Origin of the sequence: Fluctibacter corallii (genome assembly GCF_025751585.1) — a bacterium.
GTDB lineage: Bacteria > Pseudomonadota > Gammaproteobacteria > Enterobacterales > Alteromonadaceae > Fluctibacter_A > Fluctibacter_A corallii.
Window position 1 is genome coordinate 105,228 of record NZ_JAOWKX010000006.1, and the last position, 21,705, is coordinate 126,932.

General features: G+C 41.2%; 20 protein-coding genes and 1 tRNA gene. 5 read left to right on the top strand and 16 right to left on the bottom strand.

The genetic code is table 11. The annotated features are described in order from the left end of the window. Positions 1-18: 18 nt before the first annotated feature. Entirely contained in the window at positions 19-366 is a 348-nt protein-coding gene (flgM, locus tag OE749_RS12370) for a flagellar biosynthesis anti-sigma factor FlgM (protein WP_263712782.1), read from the top strand. A gap of 18 nt (positions 367-384) precedes the next feature. After that, on the top strand, positions 385-813 hold the full coding sequence (locus tag OE749_RS12375; protein WP_263712783.1) for a flagellar protein FlgN: 429 nt from the start codon (positions 385-387) through the stop codon (positions 811-813). 68 nt (positions 814-881) lie between these two features. Here the strand turns inward: OE749_RS12375 and OE749_RS12380 are convergent, their stop codons facing one another. Further along, complete coding sequence (locus tag OE749_RS12380; RefSeq protein ID WP_263712784.1) at positions 882-1,346, bottom strand: LPP20 family lipoprotein; 465 nt, start codon at positions 1,344-1,346, stop codon at positions 882-884. A 247-nt stretch (positions 1,347-1,593) separates the two neighbouring features. Here OE749_RS12380 and OE749_RS12385 point away from each other — a divergent pair, with 247 nt between their 5' ends. Further along, positions 1,594-2,769 (top strand): flagella assembly protein FlgT, encoded by a 1,176-nt coding sequence (locus tag OE749_RS12385; RefSeq protein WP_263712785.1) that lies wholly within the window; start codon positions 1,594-1,596, stop codon positions 2,767-2,769. 46 nt (positions 2,770-2,815) lie between these two features. Next, positions 2,816-2,891: transfer RNA gene (locus OE749_RS12390), tRNA-Arg, on the top strand. A 391-nt stretch (positions 2,892-3,282) separates the two neighbouring features. Here the strand turns inward: OE749_RS12390 and OE749_RS12395 are convergent. After that, the gene (locus tag OE749_RS12395; protein WP_263712786.1) at positions 3,283-3,861 is read right to left on the bottom strand and encodes a hypothetical protein; all 579 of its coding nucleotides are present in this window, start codon (positions 3,859-3,861) and stop codon (positions 3,283-3,285) included. A gap of 36 nt (positions 3,862-3,897) precedes the next feature. On the opposite strand from OE749_RS12395, the gene OE749_RS12400 reads away from it, so the two are divergent. Further along, positions 3,898-4,212 carry a hypothetical protein gene (locus OE749_RS12400; protein WP_263712787.1) on the top strand — a complete coding sequence of 105 codons (315 nt, stop codon included), beginning with the start codon at positions 3,898-3,900 and terminating at the stop codon, positions 4,210-4,212. A gap of 9 nt (positions 4,213-4,221) precedes the next feature. Here the strand turns inward: OE749_RS12400 and OE749_RS12405 are convergent, their stop codons facing one another. The 14 genes from OE749_RS12405 to OE749_RS12465 all read right to left on the bottom strand — a co-directional run bounded on the left by OE749_RS12405 (position 4,222) and on the right by OE749_RS12465 (position 21,569). Continuing rightward, positions 4,222-4,665 (bottom strand): RHS repeat-associated core domain-containing protein, encoded by a 444-nt coding sequence (locus OE749_RS12405; RefSeq protein WP_263712927.1) that lies wholly within the window; start codon positions 4,663-4,665, stop codon positions 4,222-4,224. Between the two features lie 312 nt (positions 4,666-4,977). After that, the gene (locus tag OE749_RS12410; protein WP_263712788.1) at positions 4,978-5,949 is read right to left on the bottom strand and encodes a leucine-rich repeat domain-containing protein; all 972 of its coding nucleotides are present in this window, start codon (positions 5,947-5,949) and stop codon (positions 4,978-4,980) included. Next, a complete protein-coding gene (locus OE749_RS12415; protein WP_263712789.1) occupies positions 5,940-6,083 on the bottom strand; it encodes a hypothetical protein in 144 nt (47 codons plus the stop codon). The genes OE749_RS12410 and OE749_RS12415 overlap by 10 nt, the downstream gene beginning before the upstream one ends. A 172-nt stretch (positions 6,084-6,255) precedes the next feature. Further along, a complete protein-coding gene (locus OE749_RS12420) occupies positions 6,256-6,666 on the bottom strand; it encodes a hypothetical protein (protein WP_263712790.1) in 411 nt (136 codons plus the stop codon). Positions 6,667-6,675: 9 nt separating this feature from the next. Beyond that, the gene (locus tag OE749_RS12425) at positions 6,676-7,107 is read right to left on the bottom strand and encodes a hypothetical protein (RefSeq protein WP_263712791.1); all 432 of its coding nucleotides are present in this window, start codon (positions 7,105-7,107) and stop codon (positions 6,676-6,678) included. Then, positions 7,088-7,465 (bottom strand): RHS repeat-associated core domain-containing protein, encoded by a 378-nt coding sequence (locus OE749_RS18610; protein ID WP_404828177.1) that lies wholly within the window; start codon positions 7,463-7,465, stop codon positions 7,088-7,090. The genes OE749_RS12425 and OE749_RS18610 overlap by 20 nt, the downstream gene beginning before the upstream one ends. A gap of 425 nt (positions 7,466-7,890) precedes the next feature. Next, a complete protein-coding gene (locus OE749_RS12430; protein WP_263712792.1) occupies positions 7,891-8,274 on the bottom strand; it encodes a hypothetical protein in 384 nt (127 codons plus the stop codon). A 244-nt stretch (positions 8,275-8,518) separates the two neighbouring features. After that, positions 8,519-8,935: a hypothetical protein gene (locus tag OE749_RS12435; protein WP_263712793.1), complete on the bottom strand. Its 417-nt coding sequence runs from the start codon at positions 8,933-8,935 to the stop codon at positions 8,519-8,521. Between the two features lie 9 nt (positions 8,936-8,944). After that, complete coding sequence (locus OE749_RS12440) at positions 8,945-9,802, bottom strand: RHS repeat-associated core domain-containing protein (RefSeq protein ID WP_263712928.1); 858 nt, start codon at positions 9,800-9,802, stop codon at positions 8,945-8,947. A 278-nt stretch (positions 9,803-10,080) separates the two neighbouring features. After that, the gene (locus OE749_RS12445; RefSeq protein ID WP_263712794.1) at positions 10,081-10,284 is read right to left on the bottom strand and encodes a hypothetical protein; all 204 of its coding nucleotides are present in this window, start codon (positions 10,282-10,284) and stop codon (positions 10,081-10,083) included. Positions 10,285-10,336: 52 nt separating this feature from the next. Further along, positions 10,337-10,819 carry a hypothetical protein gene (locus OE749_RS12450; RefSeq protein ID WP_263712795.1) on the bottom strand — a complete coding sequence of 161 codons (483 nt, stop codon included), beginning with the start codon at positions 10,817-10,819 and terminating at the stop codon, positions 10,337-10,339. 27 nt (positions 10,820-10,846) lie between these two features. Next, positions 10,847-11,554, bottom strand: a complete 708-nt coding sequence (locus tag OE749_RS12455) for an RHS repeat-associated core domain-containing protein (RefSeq protein ID WP_263712929.1) — start codon at positions 11,552-11,554, stop codon at positions 10,847-10,849. Between the two features lie 214 nt (positions 11,555-11,768). Continuing rightward, positions 11,769-12,638, bottom strand: coding sequence for a leucine-rich repeat domain-containing protein (locus OE749_RS12460; RefSeq protein ID WP_263712796.1), 870 nt, complete (start codon positions 12,636-12,638; stop codon positions 11,769-11,771). A gap of 6 nt (positions 12,639-12,644) precedes the next feature. After that, positions 12,645-21,569: a putative Ig domain-containing protein gene (locus OE749_RS12465; protein WP_263712797.1), complete on the bottom strand. Its 8,925-nt coding sequence runs from the start codon at positions 21,567-21,569 to the stop codon at positions 12,645-12,647. Positions 21,570-21,705 lie beyond the last annotated feature (136 nt).

Genomic DNA, 21,705 nt, shown 5'->3' on the forward strand with positions numbered 1-21,705 from the left:
TAGGTATTAGGTGTTATTATGGCTATCAACAATATCAATGGCGGCATTAACAAGGCCCCAATCGATAATCAAAAACTGAATCAACAGCAACAGGCGCAAAACCAAACAGCCAATCAACAGGCTGCAGCGGCAACGCAAAAAGCGCAGGTGGCTACTACGGCTCCACGCACTGACTCTGTATCGCTTACTCAGTCAGCTCAGCAATTATCGCAGGTTCAAAAGCGCAGTTCAGACGCACCTGTAAACCAAGAAAAAGTCGATAAGCTGAAAAAGGCGATACAAAGCGGTGAATATAAAGTCAACCCTGAAGCATTGGCTCAAAAAATCAGCACGCTTGAAGGGGAGATTTTTGGCCTCAAACGTTAGTTAGAGACTGAATAACCTATGCCTAATAACCTCAAACAGCTCATAGAAGGTCAAATTCAGCAACTCGAAACACTTCAAGTGCAGCTCGATACCGAGCTGCATCTTATTAGCGCGAGAGAGCCCGAGTCGTTAATGAAACTCGTGGAAGAAAAAGCACATAATCTCGACGACATTGCGCAAACGGATACGCAAATCAAACATCTTTACCAAAAAACCGATGACGCTGATCTCAAGGCAGAGCTAGAACCATTATTTGATAAAGCCCATGCTTTAGTTGAAGAGTGTAAGTATCGCACTGAAATAAACCAACGCGCGATTGAACAAGGGCAATTACGCCTTACCCACCTTAAAAATTTATTGCTCGAATCACGAGCGAAAGAATCAATGACGTATGACAAAAGCGGCCGCCCCAAAGGGGGGATGTCGGGTCCTAGCATCGAAGCATAGGGTAATCTGATTCATTCACAAAAAAGCGGAGACCCGTTGCCTCCGCTTTAGTACACTTCACTCGACTACTAGTAGTAATGCACTTTTCGAATACGTTTCGGCTTTGCTGTAGAAAGGTAAATAGCGTAAACACGCCCGAAATCTAACTCCAGTTCGGTCGCATAGGTGTCTTCCCCAACAGGGTAGCTTTTTATGACTCGCGCTCCTCTGATCACACCTTCCACAGACGATTTAAGGCTAGTATCTGTTAATACCAAATTTGCGAGAGTCTGATTACCGTCAACTTTTTGGCCATACACTTGCTCTGTTAACTCTCGGTAGGCATCAAGCTTAGAGGCTTTTATTGCCATCAAGGTCTTAGTTGTAGTATCGCCACCTCGTTGTGGGCTAATTGGCGCATAACCAATTGCCTGCAAAACAGGGTAGGTTTCAGGCTCAATGGTTTCCCACTCAACTTGCTTGTCAAACATAGTAGAGCAGCCTCCCAACAGAAGTGCCGATAAAATGGGAAGAAGTTTTAATGTAGAACTCATACACTGTCACCGCGTTAATCTTTGTAGCCTATTAATGAATATGACCACTACAATACTATTGCAGGTGTTCAACCCTGCCTGCTTTCTTGAGTGAATAGCAGCAAGTTACGTGCCGCTTTCTCATTTTTCCTTATATTTGAAAAGCTATCGAGATGTAGCCTACCGACAATACGGTATGGTTTGTGCTTGAAGCTCTATTAATGTTAAGTAACGCCGAAAAATAGACAGTGGTAAAGGTATGGTAAAGGTGTCTAAATTGAATCTGCAACGTGTATTCATAAAACTGACTGTTTTATTTTGCTTGGGCATAAGTGCAAACGCGTTTGCTATTTGGTTTGAGTCTTCCGGACAGGCCATCATTGAAAATGGTAATCGGGAGTTTGCGCGCGAGAAGGCCACACAAGAAGCCATAAAGCAAGCATTGTTGTATTCGGGCGCGTCGGTAAGAAGTGTGCAACGAATGGCGAATGGCCTGCTTAAAGACGATCATTTAGAAATTCGAAGTCATGGAGAAGTGAATGCTATTGAGCTTATTCATGAGTCTTACGAAGACGGATACGTGACAGTATCCATACGTGCCGACATTTTCCCTCAAGGTGCTAACTGCCCTGCGTCCGATTACAAAAAAACCATCAGCACAGCGCGCTTTCCTATTATTCACCGAGAGCACGCAGCCGTAGGCAATATCTATGGCATCGGAGCCCATATTCCGCTTCGTTTGCAATCCACGTTTGATAATCAAGGGCAATACGCGGAGATGTCTTCACTGGAGCCTTATTACCTCAATCCAGATATTATTAACTTGCAACAACATGTGGTGCAGATTGCCCGCAAACATAATACTCAGTATGTATTACTTGCGGCCATTACTGAGCTCAGTTTAGAGCACTCTGAAGAGTCAATTTCAGATAAGCTATCATTTTGGGAAGACAACTATCCGCTGCGTCACTTTAAGTTGAATGTCTCGCTTTACGAGGGCCAAACTGGCGGCAGGATTTTACAAAAAAGCTATGCAACACAAGCACAGTGGGAATTCGATCAACACATCGAAGTTGACGTAAACACACAAGAATTGTGGTCATCTCGCTTTGGTCGAGAAGTTGACGGTATTCTGCAAGAAATCGTAGAAGATGTAGACGAATCAATCAGCTGTACGCCAGCATATGGTCGCGTACTGGCGGTTAAAAATGAAGAGATTCACATTAACCTCGGCAGCAATGCAGGGGTCAAACAAGGCGATGAATTCACGCTCCTACAGGTCAGTCAATTTTATGACCCTATCGGAACCCTCCATTATCAATACCAAGTGCACCCCACCCGCGTAAGAGTCTCTCGCACCTACTCCACCTCCGCGGTGGTGAAATCAATTGATGGTTCACTGTTAGCGAATATACAGCCAAATGATTTTGTCGCGCGTCAGTAGTGCTTTAAATCATTGATTGAGTGAGTAATAATGCTCTCTCAATTACGTCCCCATAGTTTAACTGGATAAAACAAGAGCCTCCTAAGCTTTAGATCTGCGTTCGAGTCGCGGTGGGGACGCCATTTTCTCAAAACCGTTACAGCTCTCTACATCATGTCTTCAATACAGCCAATATGGCTCTCTGGACTTCCCAGCTTTCACTAGACAGTTTTTATAAAAATTCATCGACAACCAGCACAGAGGCCGATCAACTTTGAGCTATCCAACAAACATCTACGAATCTCTATCCATACATTAACGCGCTGCGGGGAAATCCCCCCCTTCTGGACCAAGCCGAAACCCGCTTTGGACCAGAAAATGATAAACGTGTGGAACATCTAAGGACAAAGGTTTGGGCCTGGCAAGGTCACAAACGAAGATCCAAAATACATTCCGGAAGTTTAATTAATGTGCTCCCGAATAAAGTTACTCAACAAAATAGAACTGACAAATATCATTAGGTTATTGGGCAATTTATTTGAGAAACTTGCTTAATCTTAGTTTTTTTATGTTTTTAATCCTGTTCTCTTCTGGAAATGGCTTTATTGCATCAGCTTTAATCAACTCGACCATTTCTGATGTAATTCTGAACTGCTCTCCTTTTAGGCCAGAATTCAAGAAGACATCAAAACATCTGTTCGCCTCGGAATATCTTTCCAATGTGGATAAGCATATGCCCTTAACATATTGAAAATATGGTTTTGCCTCCTTGCTAATACTAGCTTGCAATTTTTCTAAAGTATTTAGCTTTTCAAATTCTGAAAAAGCCTTGGTTAAGCCGTCTCTAAGGGTTAGTGTAATCTGATCATCTAGACTCTTTTTTTCCTCGACAGTTGGGAACCTTCCACCAACGACTACAGCATCTAGCCAAATGTCCTTTTCGGTTAGTGGAAAGCAACCATACCAAACAAACACATCTTTTCTTGATATACAAATTTCAATAAGAAAAAGTAAATCATTTGTTACATTAACGAACTTGTTTTTCTTAAGGTTTTCGAATCCGTTAAGGCGTAAATCAGCCAACAAACTTTGGTCGAATTCAAAGCTAGTCATAGATATTACTACTTCTTAGTAACGAGAATTTCAATTATGTCACTCCCATCAAAAACACTTGTCAACTTAGAATTCCTCTTTTTAGAGCCACCTCTACCCGTTTTCAAATCGAATGCCAACAAAGTTTTGCCAGTTCAAATATCTAAAATGACTACGCCAATTCCTATTGAACCCGAATGTCTGCGTTTTACCTTGCTTCCTGTTCCTTTATCACGAAATACTTCGGACACAACTCGCAACCCAAACTTTTTATACTTCTTATTTATTCCTTTAATCAAGTTTTCAAACTCTCTTTGGGCAGCGGTTCCTTTGGTTGCAGCACTTTTGAAAGTCCTGCCAGCAGCTTCTTGAAGTAAAATCTCAAGTAAACTTTGCTAAACCAATTATCTCGTTTCCAACTATACCAAAAGCTTTTCTTCCTCCAGTGCCAGTAAGTGCATTCGTTAATGCCGATCGCCCAATAGCAGAAGTCGATGATTTAACGAGTATCGAATTGATTCTTAATGAAATACCAATGTTCTGAAGAGTGACATATCCGCTTGGGTCATAGTTATTTATCGGGTCTCCGTTACCGTAAAAATATTTATGTAGTGACGCTGGGTTTGTATCTACTCCTTCGAACTCATCCATCTGCGTAAACCGACCCACGCTCTGGTCGTAGTAACGTGCACGTAGGTAATAGCTATCTAATTCAGAATCATACTGTTCACCAGTAAACAGATAGTCGTTATCTGTTGAGCCCGCTTGGTTCAGGAGTGTACCGAATGATCGACCAAACTTTACTAGACAGTTTTTATAAAAAATTCATCGACAACCGGCACAGAGGTCGTTCAACTTTGAGCTATCCAACAAATATATTCGAATCTTTAGCCATACATTAACGCGCCATAGATAAAAATTTTGCCACACTTGGTCCAAGGCAATAATCATCGTGTCAAAGACGATTAGCACACAATGGTCCAATATCAGGGATTATCTATGTGGAAAATCCCACCCTTCTGGACCAACCTGGAACCCACTTTGGACCAGAACGTGATAAACGCGTGGACCAATAAAGGACATCGGATTGGACCACAGCGATCGTTAATTCTGCTTTGAGTTCTAACTATCGTGAGATTAGGAGTTCCGATATTCGTTACTTTTTCGGTTGTAATGCCGTTTATTGCCAAAACCGATATCAGCGGTGTCTTTGTGTACATCTAAAAAAGAAAGGTCTCCATCTACTACCTTGCTATTACCAAAATGAAAGGAACAAAGTTTTGGCAAATCTTTAATAAAAGACAATGAATTAACTTCTTTACAAGAAATTCCCAGCTTTTCAATACCTATAAATTTGGAGATGAAGCTGTAGTCATTTAACCGGCCACAAGCGTTGATAAAGAGGTTATTTAAAATAGAATGCACTGACTCAACTTTAACACTTTCCAGCTTGCGCATTTCGATAATCCATAGCTCTTCTAGAACAGGGAGTTCATCGATACACACCAATGATTCACATGGTAAAAAGCCTACATTTAAGTATTTCAATTTTTTGAGCACTGAAAGACCACTTAAATCTTTAATTTTGGATTCATTGCCAATTCCAAAAGCATTTAGGCTGGCAAATTGGGATAGAACGCCCAAATCTTTTAAACCAACATTTGCCAAATCTAAATCAATAATTGAATTTGCAGACGCGATATTATTGAAATCCAAATTAACATCACAAACACTAAGCGAATCCAGCTTTTTAAGCTCAGGTAGAGATAAAACAATACTTTTTTTTCTATCCCATAGCCCAACGCCCAATTTATTCAGATTTGTTAAGCAATTTATGTTGTCCAAAGAGGTAATCTCTGCACTTCTCGAAATACCAAGGTGCTGGATGTTTTTAAACCTTGGATCACAGAGAAAGTCCAGATTGCCCCACTCGCCATAATCTATTTCCAACTTAGCGAATTTTCCCGCTTCAATCTCTTCGAATATACGGTCATCCCACTTCACAAGTAATTTTAAAATTCTAGCGTATTTATCTTGATTAACTATGTAATCAGGGTGGCCACTTGTTGATTTTCTATATTCAAATCTTGCCCCACTATCTAACCGCATAACTTTGCCTTGCTTAATGCTTTTTGTAATTTGGGTCTATTTTTACCAATAACATTCTTTTGGTTACCTACAGGAGCATTTTTAATTTTTCCACTTTTGTCGTATCCAGCTTCTTCAAGTAGTACCTCTAACACCCACTTCTCCAAGATATCTAGTGCATCCTTAATCTTTCCATTGTCACGAACTGTGACTGGAAAACTACTTAAGAACGCTTTTGCCTTTACTCTGCCGGCGGTAGCGTGCTGGCTGCTTCGAGCCTGTACATTCTTGGCTTGTTTAAAAACATTGATTCCGAAGTATGTAAGGCTAGTAATAACCAGCTTTATTCAGGGCATTTTTCAGATATTTAAGAGCATTCTCTTTATCAATACCACATTGCTTCGGCAGAGTGGCTATCTCTTTCTGTAGAATTTTCGAAACCATTGCCTTTTTATTTTCAATTGAAGCGCAACAATAAGTATCATATTCAAAGGGTAATTGAATTATGAAGACACCGCTTAAAACATCATCAATGTATTTTGGAGACTTCCATTCATCCAAAACCTCTTTTCGAGAAAGCTTAACTACAATTTTCCCGAAGTTACCTGTTACATTTTTTTTAAGTGTTTTATATAGATAATCCGATATTTCTTTAGTATCTGTAGCAAATTGGAATGCGGCCTCTTTTCCAAAATGCTTAGATAAATGTATTTCGATTTCACGTAAGTACTTATTCATTGTTTTACCTTAATAGCAAGTTGGCCGTTTATTACCTTCAGGATTGTGCCCATTAGCTTTATAATATGCACAAACTAGCGCTTTCTCAGCAGCCAATGCGGCCAACCTATTTGGTAGGTCACTAAACATCACAACTGACACATACCTTTTAGCTCTAACCTTTTTATTGAGTTTATTTACCTGAGCATTTGCTCTCTTTGACGATCCATTTTTATTTAACGCACCACCACTTATACCATATTTGTAAATATCAAAGTCTTGTACATCATCAATTCTATATAAATGTTGTCGCTTCCCACTATTTTTACTATTTCCATGAACCTTTTTACGCTTATTGGAAAGTCGCATTATCTTTAATGCAGGTGCGGCTGGTAGCATCCCTAAAAGGATTCCAGAGCCTATGTTTAATGGAGAGGCATTGTCACCGCCATTGGTAGCCAAAACTGAACACATCAACTACAACGTTCGCTCTCGTCGCTAACATAGCTGTAATATCAACAGCTCTCATAGTCGATGCCATACTAAAATGCCCTGTTGGATCAAATTTGTTTGATGGTTCAGCATCTGCGTAAATATATTTATTAAGTGTAATTGGATTTGTTAGACGTCCCATCCAAGTATCCATCTGCGTAAACCGCCCGACTCCTTGGTTGTAATATCTCGCTCTCAGGTAATAGCTATCTAATTCAGAATCATACTGTTCACTGGTAAACAGATAGTCGTTATCTGTTGAGCCCGTTTGATTCAGGAGTGTACCGAATGATCGACCAGACTTTACTAGACAGTTTTTATAAAAAATTCATCGACAACCGGCACAGAGGTCGTTCAACTTTGAGCTATCCAACAAACATCTTCGAATCTTTAGCCATTCATTAACGCGCAGTGGGGAAATTTTTTGCCGTATTTGGTCCAATTGTTTGTCACTCTCTGATCCAAGGCAATAATCATCGTGTCAAAGACAATTAGCGCATACTGATCCAAAATCAGGGTTTATCCACGTGGAAAACCCCACCCTTCTGGACCAAGCAGAAACCCGCTTTGGACTAAAAAAATGATAAACGTGTGGACCAATCAAGGTACAAACATTACAGCGTGAAAAACACTGCTACACTTCTTCAATAAACTCATGTGAGAAATTCCATCGTCATTTGCTATCCTTGCATCAACACTGCTTTTAATCAAATATCTTGCGATTTCATGGCGTTTTTGTTCTACCGCTTCTATTTATTCTATGGCATCTGATTTATATAGTGTCACCGTAAAACTAGCTCCCATTTTATTCATTTTGGAAATCATCGAATCACTAATTTCTATTTGGCATGAGCTTTTTTCTAAATGTCCTTCATATCCAAAATCAAAATTCTTGGTTTCACAGCTTTTCCATTGCATCTTTGCTTCTTCAGATAAATCATTAAATATTGAGAAATACATATCTAACAAATACTGCTCATCACCGTTCAAGCCTGCCAATTCAAAAGAATAATGACTGTGACCCTCTAAAAAGCCTTCGTTCATTACTACTAAGTTACTTTTCAGCTCACCCACAAGTAAATTAATATTGTTTTTAGATTTTAGATCAAAATCTATATTCAAAAATTCAAGGCTCATAAGACCCCTTTACTAAACGAATAAGTAATTTATTTATCATAAGTTAGTTGTTTCCTCTTGGGCACTGAATTAACGCCCGGCCTTTCCAACATTGACGGGGTTTACAGTGTCGAGCTTGAGTTCCACTAACACAACGTGCACTTGCTAAAGCTTGCGCATTTGTAATAGCTTGCCTTAGAGTATTACCAGTTTGGACCAAACTGAATATATTGATAGCTGCAATTTATCCATTTAAAAAACGAATTTAAATAACATCAACCCAAGAAAACATGTAGCACTCTCGCTGACCAATAAAAAGCATAAGAAGGCTAGAAAAACTTTCCTCGATTAAATATGACTCTTCAAAATTTATGTTTCTGACTAGAGCAACATCTAAACGAACATTTGTTTTAGGCTCAAATTTAGATAACCTATTCACTACAGAAGATATTTTATACTCACTTTCTGCCTTACTGATTTTTACTAACGATATTGACTGGTAAAAATCTTCAAAGTCTTTTTCTTTTTTTGAATTTGGTGTACCGGAGCTGTAGTTTTCCGCTTCAATCCAAAGAGCTTTTAATATTTCTTTTATTTCAACCATGTTTTTTTCAGAAGAAATTAACATTAGATTACCTACATGTTCCTCTTCACTTCTGTATTCATAAACACTTATAGACATATAGATTAATTACCTCAACGGGTGTCCTTGTAACCAAATTCCATCTTTTACGTAATACTGAACTTTTACAACTCCCATATTTAAAGTTCCCTTACTTTTTGCTCTATTCTTCAGCCAGCCAAGATATAGAGACGCGCCGACCGCAGATCTACTCCAAGAATCAGGAAACATAGTTGATTTCTTTCTTCTAAACCTGCCAGTCTTATAGTCTGCAACGTTAACCCATGCTTTATAGACGCCATTAGGTTTCTTCCAAAGCACTTCAGAGACATGCGATGAACCTGCACTATGCTGAGTACCTACTATTGCCGTGCTGTGAAATCCTTGGGCAGTTCTTCTTTTAATTTCACCATGAAATATGTGCTTATCATCAAGAATAGGAACTATACACCTAATTTTTGAACATAGTTTTTTAGCGAAAAGCTTGACTAATTTTGCTGAACTACTCATACCAACTAACGTCGCCATACCAACTTGTTGTGGAGTAACTTCTTCACTATTCATTGTCGAACTGAACACGTCGACAGCGACACTTGCTCGGCTTGCCAGAGATGCAGCAGCATCCAGCGCCCTAACCGTTGAAGCAATCGAAAAATGCCCTGTCGGATCAATAATATTAATAGGATCAGCATGAGTATACATGTACTTATGCAGGGTAAGCGGTTCGCCCATTCGTCCCTGATAAGTATCCATCTGCGTAAACCGACCCACGCTCCGGTCGTAATAACGTGCACTTAGGTAATAGTTATCTAATTCAGAATCATACTGTTCACCGGTAAACAGATAGTCGTTATCTGTTGAGCCCGTTTGGTTCAGGAGTGTACCGAATGATCGACCAGACTTTGCTAGGCAGCTTTTATAAAAAATTCATCGACAACCGCCACAGAGGTCGATCAACTTTGAGCTATCCAACAAACATCTACGAATCTCTATCCATTCATTAACGCGCCGCAGATAAAAGTTTTCACCACACTTGGTCCAAGGCAATAATCATCGTGTTACTGACAATTAGCACATGCTGGTCCAAAATCAGGGATTATCTAGGTGGCAAATCCCAGCCTTCTGGACCAACACGGAACCTGTTTTGGACCAGACATGTTACAGATGTACCCAGCTAGCAATTACTGCCTTACTATATAAAGTCACTAATCCTCTGGTGGTTTATAAGGTTCCCAACCCATCTTAATATGATGAGCAGCCATTGCTTCCTCTGGTGTATCCGCGACTATAGTGTGTAGCAACTTCGCTTTCCCAAAAAATAACCCTTTGTCCTTAAACTGCTTTATTCCTTCTTGGTCCGCAAAGGTAACACCATTATCATCCTGCCAAGCTTCATATGTAATTTTCATGTATCAGTTTGTATAAACAAAATTTCTGGAAAGCATAAAATACAAAGCATAATTAAATTATCTCAACATCATTGCCATCTGTTTCGTATAAAAAGTAATCATCAGAAAGCACTTCAACTGTTTTTTTTCCATTCTCAATGTTTACTGCACCCCAACATAATTCTCCTTTTTCAAAATCGGCGATATCTATTAAACACTTGACCCTAATAGATTTAATACCTTGACCAAGAAAATAGGAAACATTTTCAAAGTAATCCGCCAAAAATTTCGACCGAGAAATGTATTTTTCAACTAACATTTCATCTCTCACCATGCCTAGAATAACGGGATTAGATATCTTTAACTTTTCTATCTTTTCTTCTTGATCTTTTGAGAGATACGTTAATTCCTGACTGTTAAAATCTAGGCGCTTATCTAATTCGTAAACTCCGTATTTTCCATCGTAAGATTTAGCTAAGTTGCAAAAACCTATATCTGTTTGTGATTCTATTATTTCATCTATTGATGAGGGACTCGCTACCAAATATATAGACATTTATCATTTCCCCAATCGAACTTTAAACTAATATTCCACACCATATCGATGTGTAATATTATAAAAATAATGCACTTCGACACGGCGCCCCGCGATACCTTTCCTCTTATTCTTTTTACCTGAACCAGGCTGACCATTGTCATGAGATCTTTTAATCCACTTACCTTCGCCATAGGCCCTTATTAATCTAGGTAGCACTTTCACATTAAATCCAATACCTATTCCTGCTCCAAGTTTTACTTCTAACATAACTTTCGCCTCTTCTAAACCGGTTGGAATTTCATCTTTGACACGTTTTTTAATGCCACTTCTTCTTGTGTATCTATTTAGCTGACTGAAGTTACGTTTAACTTGCGCTTTACCAACCTGATTGGAGAATATACTTATATAGGATTTCGCATTAATCCTAGCCGCTAGTAATGCGGATCTGATCGTATTATTTAATCCAGAGCTAACCAGGAAGTTCCCTGATGGATCATAATTGTTGACTGGATCTGATTCGGCATAAACAAATTTGTTCAGCGAACTTGGTATCAGGGTATTTCCCATCCAAGTATCCATCTGCGTAAACCGCCCTACATTCTGGTCGTAATAACGTGCACGTAGGTAATAGTTATCTAATTCAGAATCATACTGTTCACCGGTAAACAGATAGTCGTTATCTGTTGAGCCCGTTTGGTTCAGGAGTGTACCGAATGATCGACCAGACTTTACTAGACAGTTTTTATAAAAAATTCATCAACAACCGCCACAGAGGTCGATCAACTTTGAGCTATCCAACAAACATCTTCGAATCTTTAGCCATTCATTAACGCGCTGCGGGGAAATCTACCCCTTCTGGACCAGCGCAGAACCGGTTTTGGACCGCAAGGTGATAAACGCGTGGACCAGAAAAGGACGTTATTTTGGACCAAATTCAATGTCAAATTTTGTCTAAAAAAATTAGCAATTAACAATTATTTCTTTTGTCTAAGATCTCTTTCATTTCAACAGCACCCATCGAGTAACCTTTTCGTTTGCTAAAAATAGCTCTTCTCATCGACGGGATTTCCAAAAGAGCTTTGATGTCCATGTCTTCAACTGTTGTTGAGTCTCCTAACTCAACGAACTTTAGCTTGTCTGATTTGAGTAATTTAAGAGACGGAATAGATTTATTCATAAAATAAAACTCTTCAAGTGATGTCAGGAGACTCAAAACCGAATAGTCAGAAATCTTATTTGAGCCAGAAATATAAAACTCTTTCAACTCAGGATGGAAAGCTAACCCATCAATATTGGTTAATTTTAAATTTCGCTCAAGAGTCAAAGAGCTTATATTCGAAAATTTTGAAAGCCCGTCTAAATTGCCTACCGAGGAAGAAGCTAATAACAAGCTGTTAACACTTTCGAATAAACTGTGCGGCAAACTCTCAAGCGGACCTTTAAATTTACTTAAACCTAAAATTTTTGGCTTAATTGACGAAGTAAGAATTGACTTTGTGGTTCTACAGAACTCAATGTCTAGCTCTTTTATTTTCTTGAAGTTATTAAAATCAATTACACCTTTCATCGGTCCCTCTAAATAGAGGTATTCAAGATTCGGCAATTCATTTATCCACGATATATCTTGATTCTCATATGGGCAGTATCTTATTGCTTTCACATGATTTAACTCTTTCGTGATCGTCCCAAGTATAGAAACGTCTTCATGCGGCACCCATATTGATTCAAAGTTATTTGAAAAGATTTCTTCAAGATCTTCTTTTTCTAACTTACCGTGTATTTGCAACTCGTTAAGATCAAGAGACTCCAAATATTTATGTCTTATTTTGTTACCCATGCTGCTTTATCCTGTCGGGCATATTTTGAATTTTTTCATTAACTTCGCAAGGTCTTTTCTTTTTTCAGTATTGAACTGATTGCGTTTGTTCGCTGATTTCCCTCGAGAATTTTTCCCGCTTGATTTGCCTCCAGGCCCATCCAAATCGTCAATGAAAGACTGCTCCAAAGCATCTAAAACATCATCTAACTTGTCGGCAACACTAGGCGCAATTTCTACAGGTAAAATATGGGTTAAATTCGCAATATCAGTTCTGCTCTTCCTAAAGTGTGCTCTTATTCGTGTTACAACGTTAGCTCTAGATTGACCAACGTATGGTTTGTTGATCTTCGTATCATCAAAAACATAAAGACCAATCGCTCTGGAGATATAGCTTTCAGCTAGCTCTTCCACGATAAAGCAACCGCCATTCCAAATTAACTTGCGCCCAGTTACAGCACCTGAGTGACCAGGTATTGCTCTTCCTACTGTCTGAATATTTCTCAATATATTCTGAGTTGTTCGAGCGGCCATTATATCTCCCAAACCAAACATCCCTGTAGGATCGATAAAGTTAACCCCGTCTGAATAGGCGTAAATATATTTATTGAGTGTAATTGGTTCATCATCAACACCCATCCAAGTATCCATCTGCGTAAACCGCCCTACATTCTGGTCGTAATAACGTGCACGTAGGTAATAGTTATCTAATTCAGAATCATACTGTTCACCGGTAAACAGATAGTCGTTATCTGTTGAGCCCGTTTGATTCAGGAGTGTACCGAATGCTTCGTATGTATACGCGTCTGTGATTTGTGCCTGACTGTCAGATAGCGTTCGCGTCGTGCCTAAACTATCGTAGTGGAAGTATGTATAAGCATCGGACTCGTTTTGACTAATGAGGTCATTTCCATAGAGGTACTCTTTGAGAATGCTATTACTTGCGTCTTGCTCGGCAATGACTTGCTGATAGGCCTGATTGCTATCCACAATATAGTCAGTGTTAACGCCGTCAATTGACTTGGCGACACGAATAGCATCCACGTTGTATTCAAATTCTACCGTTCTGATACTATCACTAAACTGCATCAATCGCTGATTGGTGTTGTAGGTATAGGTTTTGGTGATAGCGCCATCGGTTTGTTCGGTGAGATTACCCTGCGCATCGTACGTATAACGGTTATCTCCTTCTGAGAGCAGACGGTCATTGTCATCATAGGTGTATGTTGTACTCACACCATTGATAAGGCTACTTGTCCGATTGCCAACGTTATCGTAGGTGTACGTTGCATTGTAATCGCCATTGAAGGCATCAGTTATGGTTTCTGCAGTGAGTCGATACACATCGTCATAGGTGAAAGTGCTTTGTCGGCCTGTATGCTCAACAATGCTTGTTCTGCGACCGGTGTTATCCAGCGTATAGGTATAACTGGTCAGTACATTCTCGTCCGCATCAATCGTGGTAACCGAGGTTGGCCGGTTAAGCGCATCATAAGCGGTCACACTGGTTAATCCGTTCGCGTAATAAATATGTGTTTGGTTTCCAACCGCATCATACGCGAAGGTGGTAGTTTGCTGCGCGTTATCCGTAACCGATATTAACCGATTCAGCGCATCATAGGAGTAGGTTTCCGAGCGCACATCGCCATTAACATAGGTTGTAGTCATGTTGGTTTTGTTACCAGCAGCATCATAGCCATATGCGATAGTGGCGCCGTTAGGTTGTACCTCTTCTATTAACTGGTCTCGATTGTCATATTTATAATGGTATTCGCCACTGTGGTTTTTAGCGTAGGTGCGATTTCCATTTGCATCGTAGCGAAACGTCTCACGAATATCTGGTCCACTGACTGACATTACACGCGAAGCGCTTCTTTCATAGCTATAGTTGATTGTTTGGCCGTTAAAATTGACATGTTTGATGACATTGTCTGCGCGGTCATATTCAAATGTTTCCCTTTGGCCCATCGGTAAAATTCTCGCGGTTACTCTGCCGCGGCTGTCATATTCCCACTGGGTTTTGCGTCCTTGAGCATCAATCTGTGCGATTTTATTGCCCGCTTCGTCGTAATGGTAACGCGTCTCCTGATTTAGCCCATCCTTTACTAGCGTAAGTCGACCGATTTCATCGTAAGTGTAGTGAATCGTCCGCGCATTCTGATCCGTTTTACTAATATTTCGACCCAAGGCGTCAAAACCGTCAGATAACGAAGTCGCATCTTCGAACGTGGTGCTAATTCGCCTGTCTAATTTGTCGTACGTATAAGAAGTCGTTCGGCCCAGCGGATCTATTTCAGTGATTACATTACCGTTACCATCATAGGCATAGTGCCATTCTTGGCCTAACGCATTGGTTGTAGTAATTCTTTGGCCTGCTTTATCGTACGTAAACGTGGTGGTGCTTCCATTCTCATCTGTTTCTGAAGCCAAGTAGCCCGCTTCGTCATAACGCATTGTAATAAAGCTGCCATCGTCGTAAGTCGTTTTTACTACACGATTGAGCTTGTCATATGTATGGGTGGTAACGTTTCCATTTCGGTCAGTTTCGCTTAATCTGTTCCCCTCTGGATCGTAGGTGAACTGTTCAAAGCTTTCGTCTGAATAGTGAGTTTTAAGCAGGCGATGATAAACGTCATACTCATGACTAAGACTAACCAACCCATCGTATTCACTGCGCTTGTTACCCATCGCATCGTAGCTAACACTTTGTAGCAATCCCTCGCCATCTTGTTCACTAGTCAAACGCCCTACGTTATCGTAACGGTATTGAATGGCATCCTCACTGATGCTGGCATCGGCCGTGGTTCGAAACAAAATCTTGGTAGTAAGTTGATTATCACCATTATAGGTATAAGTCGTAGCTGACCCGTCAGGGTTGTCTTGGCGGGTCTTATTACCCTGCTCGTCATAGCTGAACTTCGTTTGATGACCGAGACCGTTCTGAGTCAGGGTTACCAATCCCGCGTGATTAATACTATTTCCAGCCAAATTTCCGTTGGGGTCTTCAACACGCAGTAGGTTTCCTATTGCATCATATGTGTTGTTAAACACGTTACCGTTGGCATCGGTGATACTCAGCTCCTGACCACGCTCGTTGTAGGTGTAGCGCGTTTCGTTGCCTTCTTCATCTTTTACTGTTAACAGGTCATTCTGCGCATTAAACGTGCGTGTGATTGTGTGACCAAGAGAGTTCGTCTCTGTCAGCTGGTTATCCCGAGCGTCGTAGGTGTAATGTGTGCGTTCGTTTAAGGCATTAACTAAGGTGGTAACGTTTCCTCTGTCATCGTAGTAGTAGCTTGTGATATTTCCGTTTCGGTCTGTTATTACTGACTGTTGACCCGAAATATCGTGATCAAATTCTGTGCGATTGCCGTCAGTATCTTCCTGGGCAATCAGACGCCCGTCACTACCGTATATATTTTTAACACGCGTACGCCCCAGCGAGTCGATAATATCAACCAGCCCGTGGCGGAAGTTATATGTATATTCCTCAAACTCTGAACGTACCGGCTTTAGAGCTCGAATCAAGTTTTTATCAAATGAATATGAATAAGTGTAGCGCTTATTTTCTGGGGTAAAAATAGAATTAATGCGGCCATCACTCGAGCGATTAAAGGTGATTTTCTTGCCACTACTGTGAGTAATACCTGTGCTGTCGAAAGTAAGCGTATTGCCGTTGGGGTCAACAATCTGAGAGACACTTCCACCTGCAACGAAGTCGTACTGAAACCCCTCTCGCGATGTTAAAACAAACGCGTTTTCGTCATAAGTTAAGCTTGTTCCCAAATCTTCTAAGTGGTTATTGACCAACCTGACCTGTCGGCTGTTTTTCAAAGCAAGTGTGGACTGTGTATCGCCGATTGGTTCGAACGTCAATGCAACATCCAAAATTGGCACTGCCTCATTACATTCAGGGCTGGCTTTCACTTTGAATCGTTCAACATCATCGTTTGGTAGGGTCACTGCAATCAGAATATCGCCCTGAGACTGAACACAATAAGTGCGAAGCGCACCAAGCGGTCCGCTCGTAAACTCATTGAGTTGCCAAGCCTTTCCGAGCTGCCTGCTTTTTTCAGTTTTAACCAAGTTATAGTCTAGATTCCAACCATAGCCGAAGTCACCAAACTCTCCCTTGTTTCGGCTGTCATAGGTGCGCGTGATTGAGATTGGTAACCCGGCCAATGGCACGGTGAATTCGTTAACTGAGTATGTGAAATTGCCAACTTTAAGATTACCGTCTACCAACACATTAGCAACGTCAGTAGTTCGGTTACCCGCTGTATCAAAGACATCAAGTTGAATGCGATACATGCCATTGGTAAACATAGAAGGGTCAAATTCATACACCGACTGTGACTCTACTGGTGTTCGCCCGCTCGCTATTAATACGGGGTTGTTTTTGCTGGAGACAGATTGGCTATATAAGCGCCATTCAGCTAACTGCTGATTGTCAGTTGCCGTAATTACAATATCTCTGAGTTTGGTAACTGTTGACGTATCTTCAGGAGCATGCATTTTCGCAACTGGCTCTACCGTATCTGACCCGTCGCTCACAGCGAAATACCCAGTGGCTGTTGCTATATTTCCACTCTTGTCTGTAGCGACAAGCGAAAGATCGTATAATCCGACGACGGCCGTATCTTCAAATACAACTGTGCCGTTTTCATCTAAGCCAACCTGCTCTCCGTTAACGGTTAATTCAAACGTTACATTACTTGCAGCACCGCTAACCGATGCAGATAACGTGATGGGTTGTGAAGGTGCTACAAAATGGGATTGAGGCGAAATACCAGCGGTAAAAGGTTGCTCCTGAGCAGATACCGTGACTGGAAACGTAAAAAGGCGTGAAGTGATATTGTCCGATGCACGAACTGTGATCTCGTATGTGCCCAATCGCTCATTGCTTGGGGTAAAAGACACTACACCTGTCTCTGCGTCAATAGTAAGATTGGCTGGAGAAGCGAGAGAATTTGTACCGGGATTAAACACACGGGTTATCGAATAGACAAGGTTATCCCCATCCGGGTCAGACACCTTTATCTCAGACTGATAACTATCGCCGACTTTTGCATATGCCTGAGGATAGGCGATGAGTTCAGGTGCTCTGTTTAACACAACCTCTAATTCGTAAGAATACTCTGACACCGCCCCCGTTCTGTCAAATAACCTGATAGTCACTTGATGAATACCAATGTCGCTTTCCTTAGGCAAGAAAGACAACGCGCCAGAAGCACACGTGCCTGGATTAGCAACCCGCTGATAGAGTGTACCCGTGATATCACAATATACAGTGTCACCATCAGGATCATTTACAGCAATACGTTGATTGTAAAAAACGCCTACGTAAGCTTTAAGTTGAGTGATGTCACTCACCAACTCAGGGGCGCGGTTCCCTACAAAAGCGTTTAACGTAAATGCTTGTGTACCACTTAGACCTGAAGCATCGACAACACCCACCAACACATCATGCTTTCCTACATCCGTGGCTAAGGGCGACCAAACCACCTGTGAACCAACCAATTGCATTCCATCAGGCCCATTGAGCAGTTCGTAGGTAAGGGTGTCCTCTGCATTAAGATCTACAGCAAACACGTCGTACTGATATGAATTCCCTACCTGAACACTGGTTTTCGGAATAGATACAATTTGAGGTGGGCGATTCTCTGAGCTAGAGCCTGCTTGCCAGTCGATGGTCAGCGCCGTGGTTGTTTCACCAACTGACACCTCAATGATTTCTTTTTGAGGAAATAGACCGTAATAACAGTGATTTGATTTGCCATTTGAATCGGTAACATAGTATGAACGCTTTGTAGCTGCGTTAGGCGTGTCAATATCTATCCGAGCACCAATTAGGGGTAATGCATCACGTTTAACACTGATATCAATGCAAACTTGCTCACCTATATAGGCGTCGGACGTGTCCGTAATAACAGCAAGTTCGAGTGAATTGGAGAATCTTGGTAATCGAATACCTCCCTGATAACCGTACGAATCCGCATCACCGTATCCGTAGATATAGGCAGAGAATGGCCCATCTGCCGTTACTTTATGTGCTCCCTCATCGACAAGCAAAGAAGCTGCTACATGCCCCGTCGAGTGGACGTCGGTAAATAAGGTTGCGTCAACTTCAGCACCATTAAGCCTCAAACTAGGCAGCAAACGTGATTCGATAATGATATTTACGAAATTAAAATCAATATTCTGATCAGTTGTTGCGAATTGATACTGGCTGACTAACTGTTCCTTAGGCGTTAACACAACCATAAATGGGTCGCCGAACGCTTGATTTTGGTCGTAATCGGTTTCAAGTCCTTTAGAGTATTGCGCAACAAGGAACGGATGATTAGCTGAAAAAGCAGCATTTTCTGTTAGCGTGTCTTCCACGTACTCGCCAGCGTCTAGTGTAATGATATGTTCACCGTTGATACTAATTTCCGTCTTGTCTGTATCAGCTATTATTCGGAAAGTGTCTCCACCAAAACGCTTGGCAAATGGTGAACTGTAGTAAGTCAGCCCCCAATACTTAGTCGGTGGCATTTGTTCAATCAAATGGTCACATGCTTGAATTCCCGTTGGAACAAAAACACACTCATTACCTGAAAACACAGCTATTGGTTTATTACTCTCAACTAACGATCCTGTCAGCGTGCCACCACTCATTTGATTGGCTTCCAAGCTGTAGACTTCACCCGCATTTAGGTCGACCGTCAACATGTCACCTTTTTTCTGGATTGTCGTATTGCCCATACTGCCATCAGCAACTAACTTTACCGTTTCTTGATAGGTCAAACTGACTTGCGTGTCATCTTCCGTTGCGACGAAATATACTTGACCGCCATCGTACGTCATTAGCCTGTGCCTACTGCCAAGCGAATCAGTTGGGTAAACGAGAAAACCATCCATTGAATCGGGCTTTTGATTCAACGCATACAACACAACGTTTCTATCTGTTGTAACGTGAATACCAACATCCTGAGAACGTTTGAGGCTGTTTTTCGCATACACCTCAGGGGGAATATCAATGCGTTTTGTTTGCCCAGCCTCAACATTGAATGGGAAAGATAGTCCTTGTAATGGAACGTCAATTACTCCTTGGGCATGATGCTGAGAGGAAACATACAGAAACAAGTTTCCTGAGTGTGAAGATAAATGATTGGTTCCAAATGCCAGCCAAAAATCTGAACCTTCATGGCTAGGCTCAGCGTTTAGTACGCTCAGTTGATATGATTGTGATGTAAATATTGATTCTGAAATGCTGGCTTTGACATCAAACGAATATACTCCCTCACTGGGCGCATCCCATGAAATTTCGCCAGTAGCAGCGTTGATAGATACACCATCTGGTTGTTTATCCAATTGGAACGTCACGTTTTCAAACTGTTCAAGCTGAACTTGATAAACAAATGGCTTTCCTGTCACGGTAACCAAATTAGGATCATCGATAAACACTGGGGCACTAAATGGTGGCTCGATAACTTCAACGTCAAATGTTGTAGTGGTGGTTGTTTGTTCGTCTGAAACCGCAATCGTAATCTGATAATGTCCTTGCTGGCTCACTTCAGGAGTCCAGCTAAACTTACCCGTGTTATCTTCAATGACAGCGCCTTGTGGGGCATTTATGAGTTTATACGTTAAACTATCGCCATCTTCGTCGGTCGCCTCAATATGTAGAGATAGGGTTTGCGTTGCTTCAATCTGTTGAGGCTCGATTGTCACTATTTCAGGAGCGTCATTTACATTTGCAACTGTCAGCGTAAACCACTGCTCTTCATAAGCTCCTGCTATATCTTCTACCCTAAGGACAACCTTATGCATACCAACATCTTTCTGAACAGGAAACCAAGTCAGACTATTGGTTGTCGGCGCTAACATCATCGTTGCTGGGCCATTAATTAGTGATAGCGTCACCTCATCACCAATATCTTTATCCCTATAGGTTACCGTATAGTCATACGCGGCATCTTCATTTATGTGTGTTATCGGCAAAGACGTAAAATACGGGGCATCATTAATATTTGAAACATTGACAGTGTAGGCTTGACTATCATAAGCGCCTTCAGCATCCATTACCGTTACAACGACGGAACGCTCTCCAACATCTGAATCTTCGGGCAACCATGTTATCAACCCTGTAGCAGCATCAATTTGCATACTGTTCGGTGCACTTTGAAGTGAGTAGCGTAATGTATCTTCTATGTCTTCATCTTCCGCAACCACTTGATATTGATAAACACGACCTTCTGTCGCGTGTGTTAATGGCGCTGAAGTAATATTCGGCGAGTCATTTTGATTACGTACAGTTAACTGGAAAGATTGTGTTACTGCTCCTTCTTCAGGATCACTAACAGAAATAGACACCTCGACAGCCCCTACATCTTGCTGACGAGGTAACCATGTAATCAACCCCGATGCCCCATTAATTGTCATTCCTTGAGGCGCTTTATTTAGAGCATAAGATAAAGTGTTGAGTGCATCTGCATCAGTGGCCAGTACTTGGTAACCATATTCATTATCTTCCTGCGCCTGCATGACAGGTTTAGACGATATTACGGGTAATCGATTGTCAATTTCACCTCTTATGTTAATAACCAACGTTCCGCCTGGCGTGCCTTTCAGTTGCACTGCAAGTTGGTTGACATCACGCAGAGAAACCCGCCGTTCGATCAATGTCACCTGCTTATTGAAATCACGTTCCGATAATATGCGCTTGCCGTTTAACCAGATTTTTGCCGCAGATACGCGCGTAGAACTATGGTTTAGCCCGCCATTATACACTTGCATAACGACGTACCTAGAAGAGGGATGTCCGGCAAACTCCAGATGCTCAGTTGATGGAGCTCCTTTACTTCGAATAAAGGTAGCGTCTTCTACTAGCGAAACATTATCGGCATAAACAAATAGAGAGATTAGCGTTAAGAAAAGGCCCAATCCCTTAGCAAGCGCATATCGCATGTCTTAATTCCTTGACAATGATTTTAAATAAGAACGTTAGTCCTTAGCCGGAATCAGTGTATTACATTGAGAACGTAACTTGAATCTTATGCCGTATTGTTATCTATAAATGGGTATATATTTTGGTCGGTGACGC

Excerpts from the sequence above, each read along its gene's own strand:
- OE749_RS12445 (WP_263712794.1), bottom strand. The coding sequence starts at position 10,284 with ATGAAAATTACATATGAAGCTTGGCAGGATGATAATGGTGTTACCTTT.
- OE749_RS12380 (WP_263712784.1), bottom strand. The coding sequence starts at position 1,346 with ATGAGTTCTACATTAAAACTTCTTCCCATTTTATCGGCACTTCTGTTG.
- OE749_RS12460 (WP_263712796.1), bottom strand. The coding sequence starts at position 12,638 with ATGGGTAACAAAATAAGACATAAATATTTGGAGTCTCTTGATCTTAAC.
- OE749_RS12375 (WP_263712783.1), top strand. The coding sequence starts at position 385 with ATGCCTAATAACCTCAAACAGCTCATAGAAGGTCAAATTCAGCAACTC.
- flgM (WP_263712782.1), top strand. The coding sequence starts at position 19 with ATGGCTATCAACAATATCAATGGCGGCATTAACAAGGCCCCAATCGAT.
- OE749_RS12435 (WP_263712793.1), bottom strand. The coding sequence starts at position 8,935 with ATGTCTATAAGTGTTTATGAATACAGAAGTGAAGAGGAACATGTAGGT.
- OE749_RS12410 (WP_263712788.1), bottom strand. The coding sequence starts at position 5,949 with ATGCGGTTAGATAGTGGGGCAAGATTTGAATATAGAAAATCAACAAGT.
- OE749_RS12400 (WP_263712787.1), top strand. The coding sequence starts at position 3,898 with ATGTCACTCCCATCAAAAACACTTGTCAACTTAGAATTCCTCTTTTTA.
- OE749_RS12420 (WP_263712790.1), bottom strand. The coding sequence starts at position 6,666 with ATGAATAAGTACTTACGTGAAATCGAAATACATTTATCTAAGCATTTT.
- OE749_RS12430 (WP_263712792.1), bottom strand. The coding sequence starts at position 8,274 with ATGAGCCTTGAATTTTTGAATATAGATTTTGATCTAAAATCTAAAAAC.
- OE749_RS12450 (WP_263712795.1), bottom strand. The coding sequence starts at position 10,819 with ATGTCTATATATTTGGTAGCGAGTCCCTCATCAATAGATGAAATAATA.
- OE749_RS12465 (WP_263712797.1), bottom strand. The coding sequence starts at position 21,569 with ATGCGATATGCGCTTGCTAAGGGATTGGGCCTTTTCTTAACGCTAATC.
- OE749_RS12395 (WP_263712786.1), bottom strand. The coding sequence starts at position 3,861 with ATGACTAGCTTTGAATTCGACCAAAGTTTGTTGGCTGATTTACGCCTT.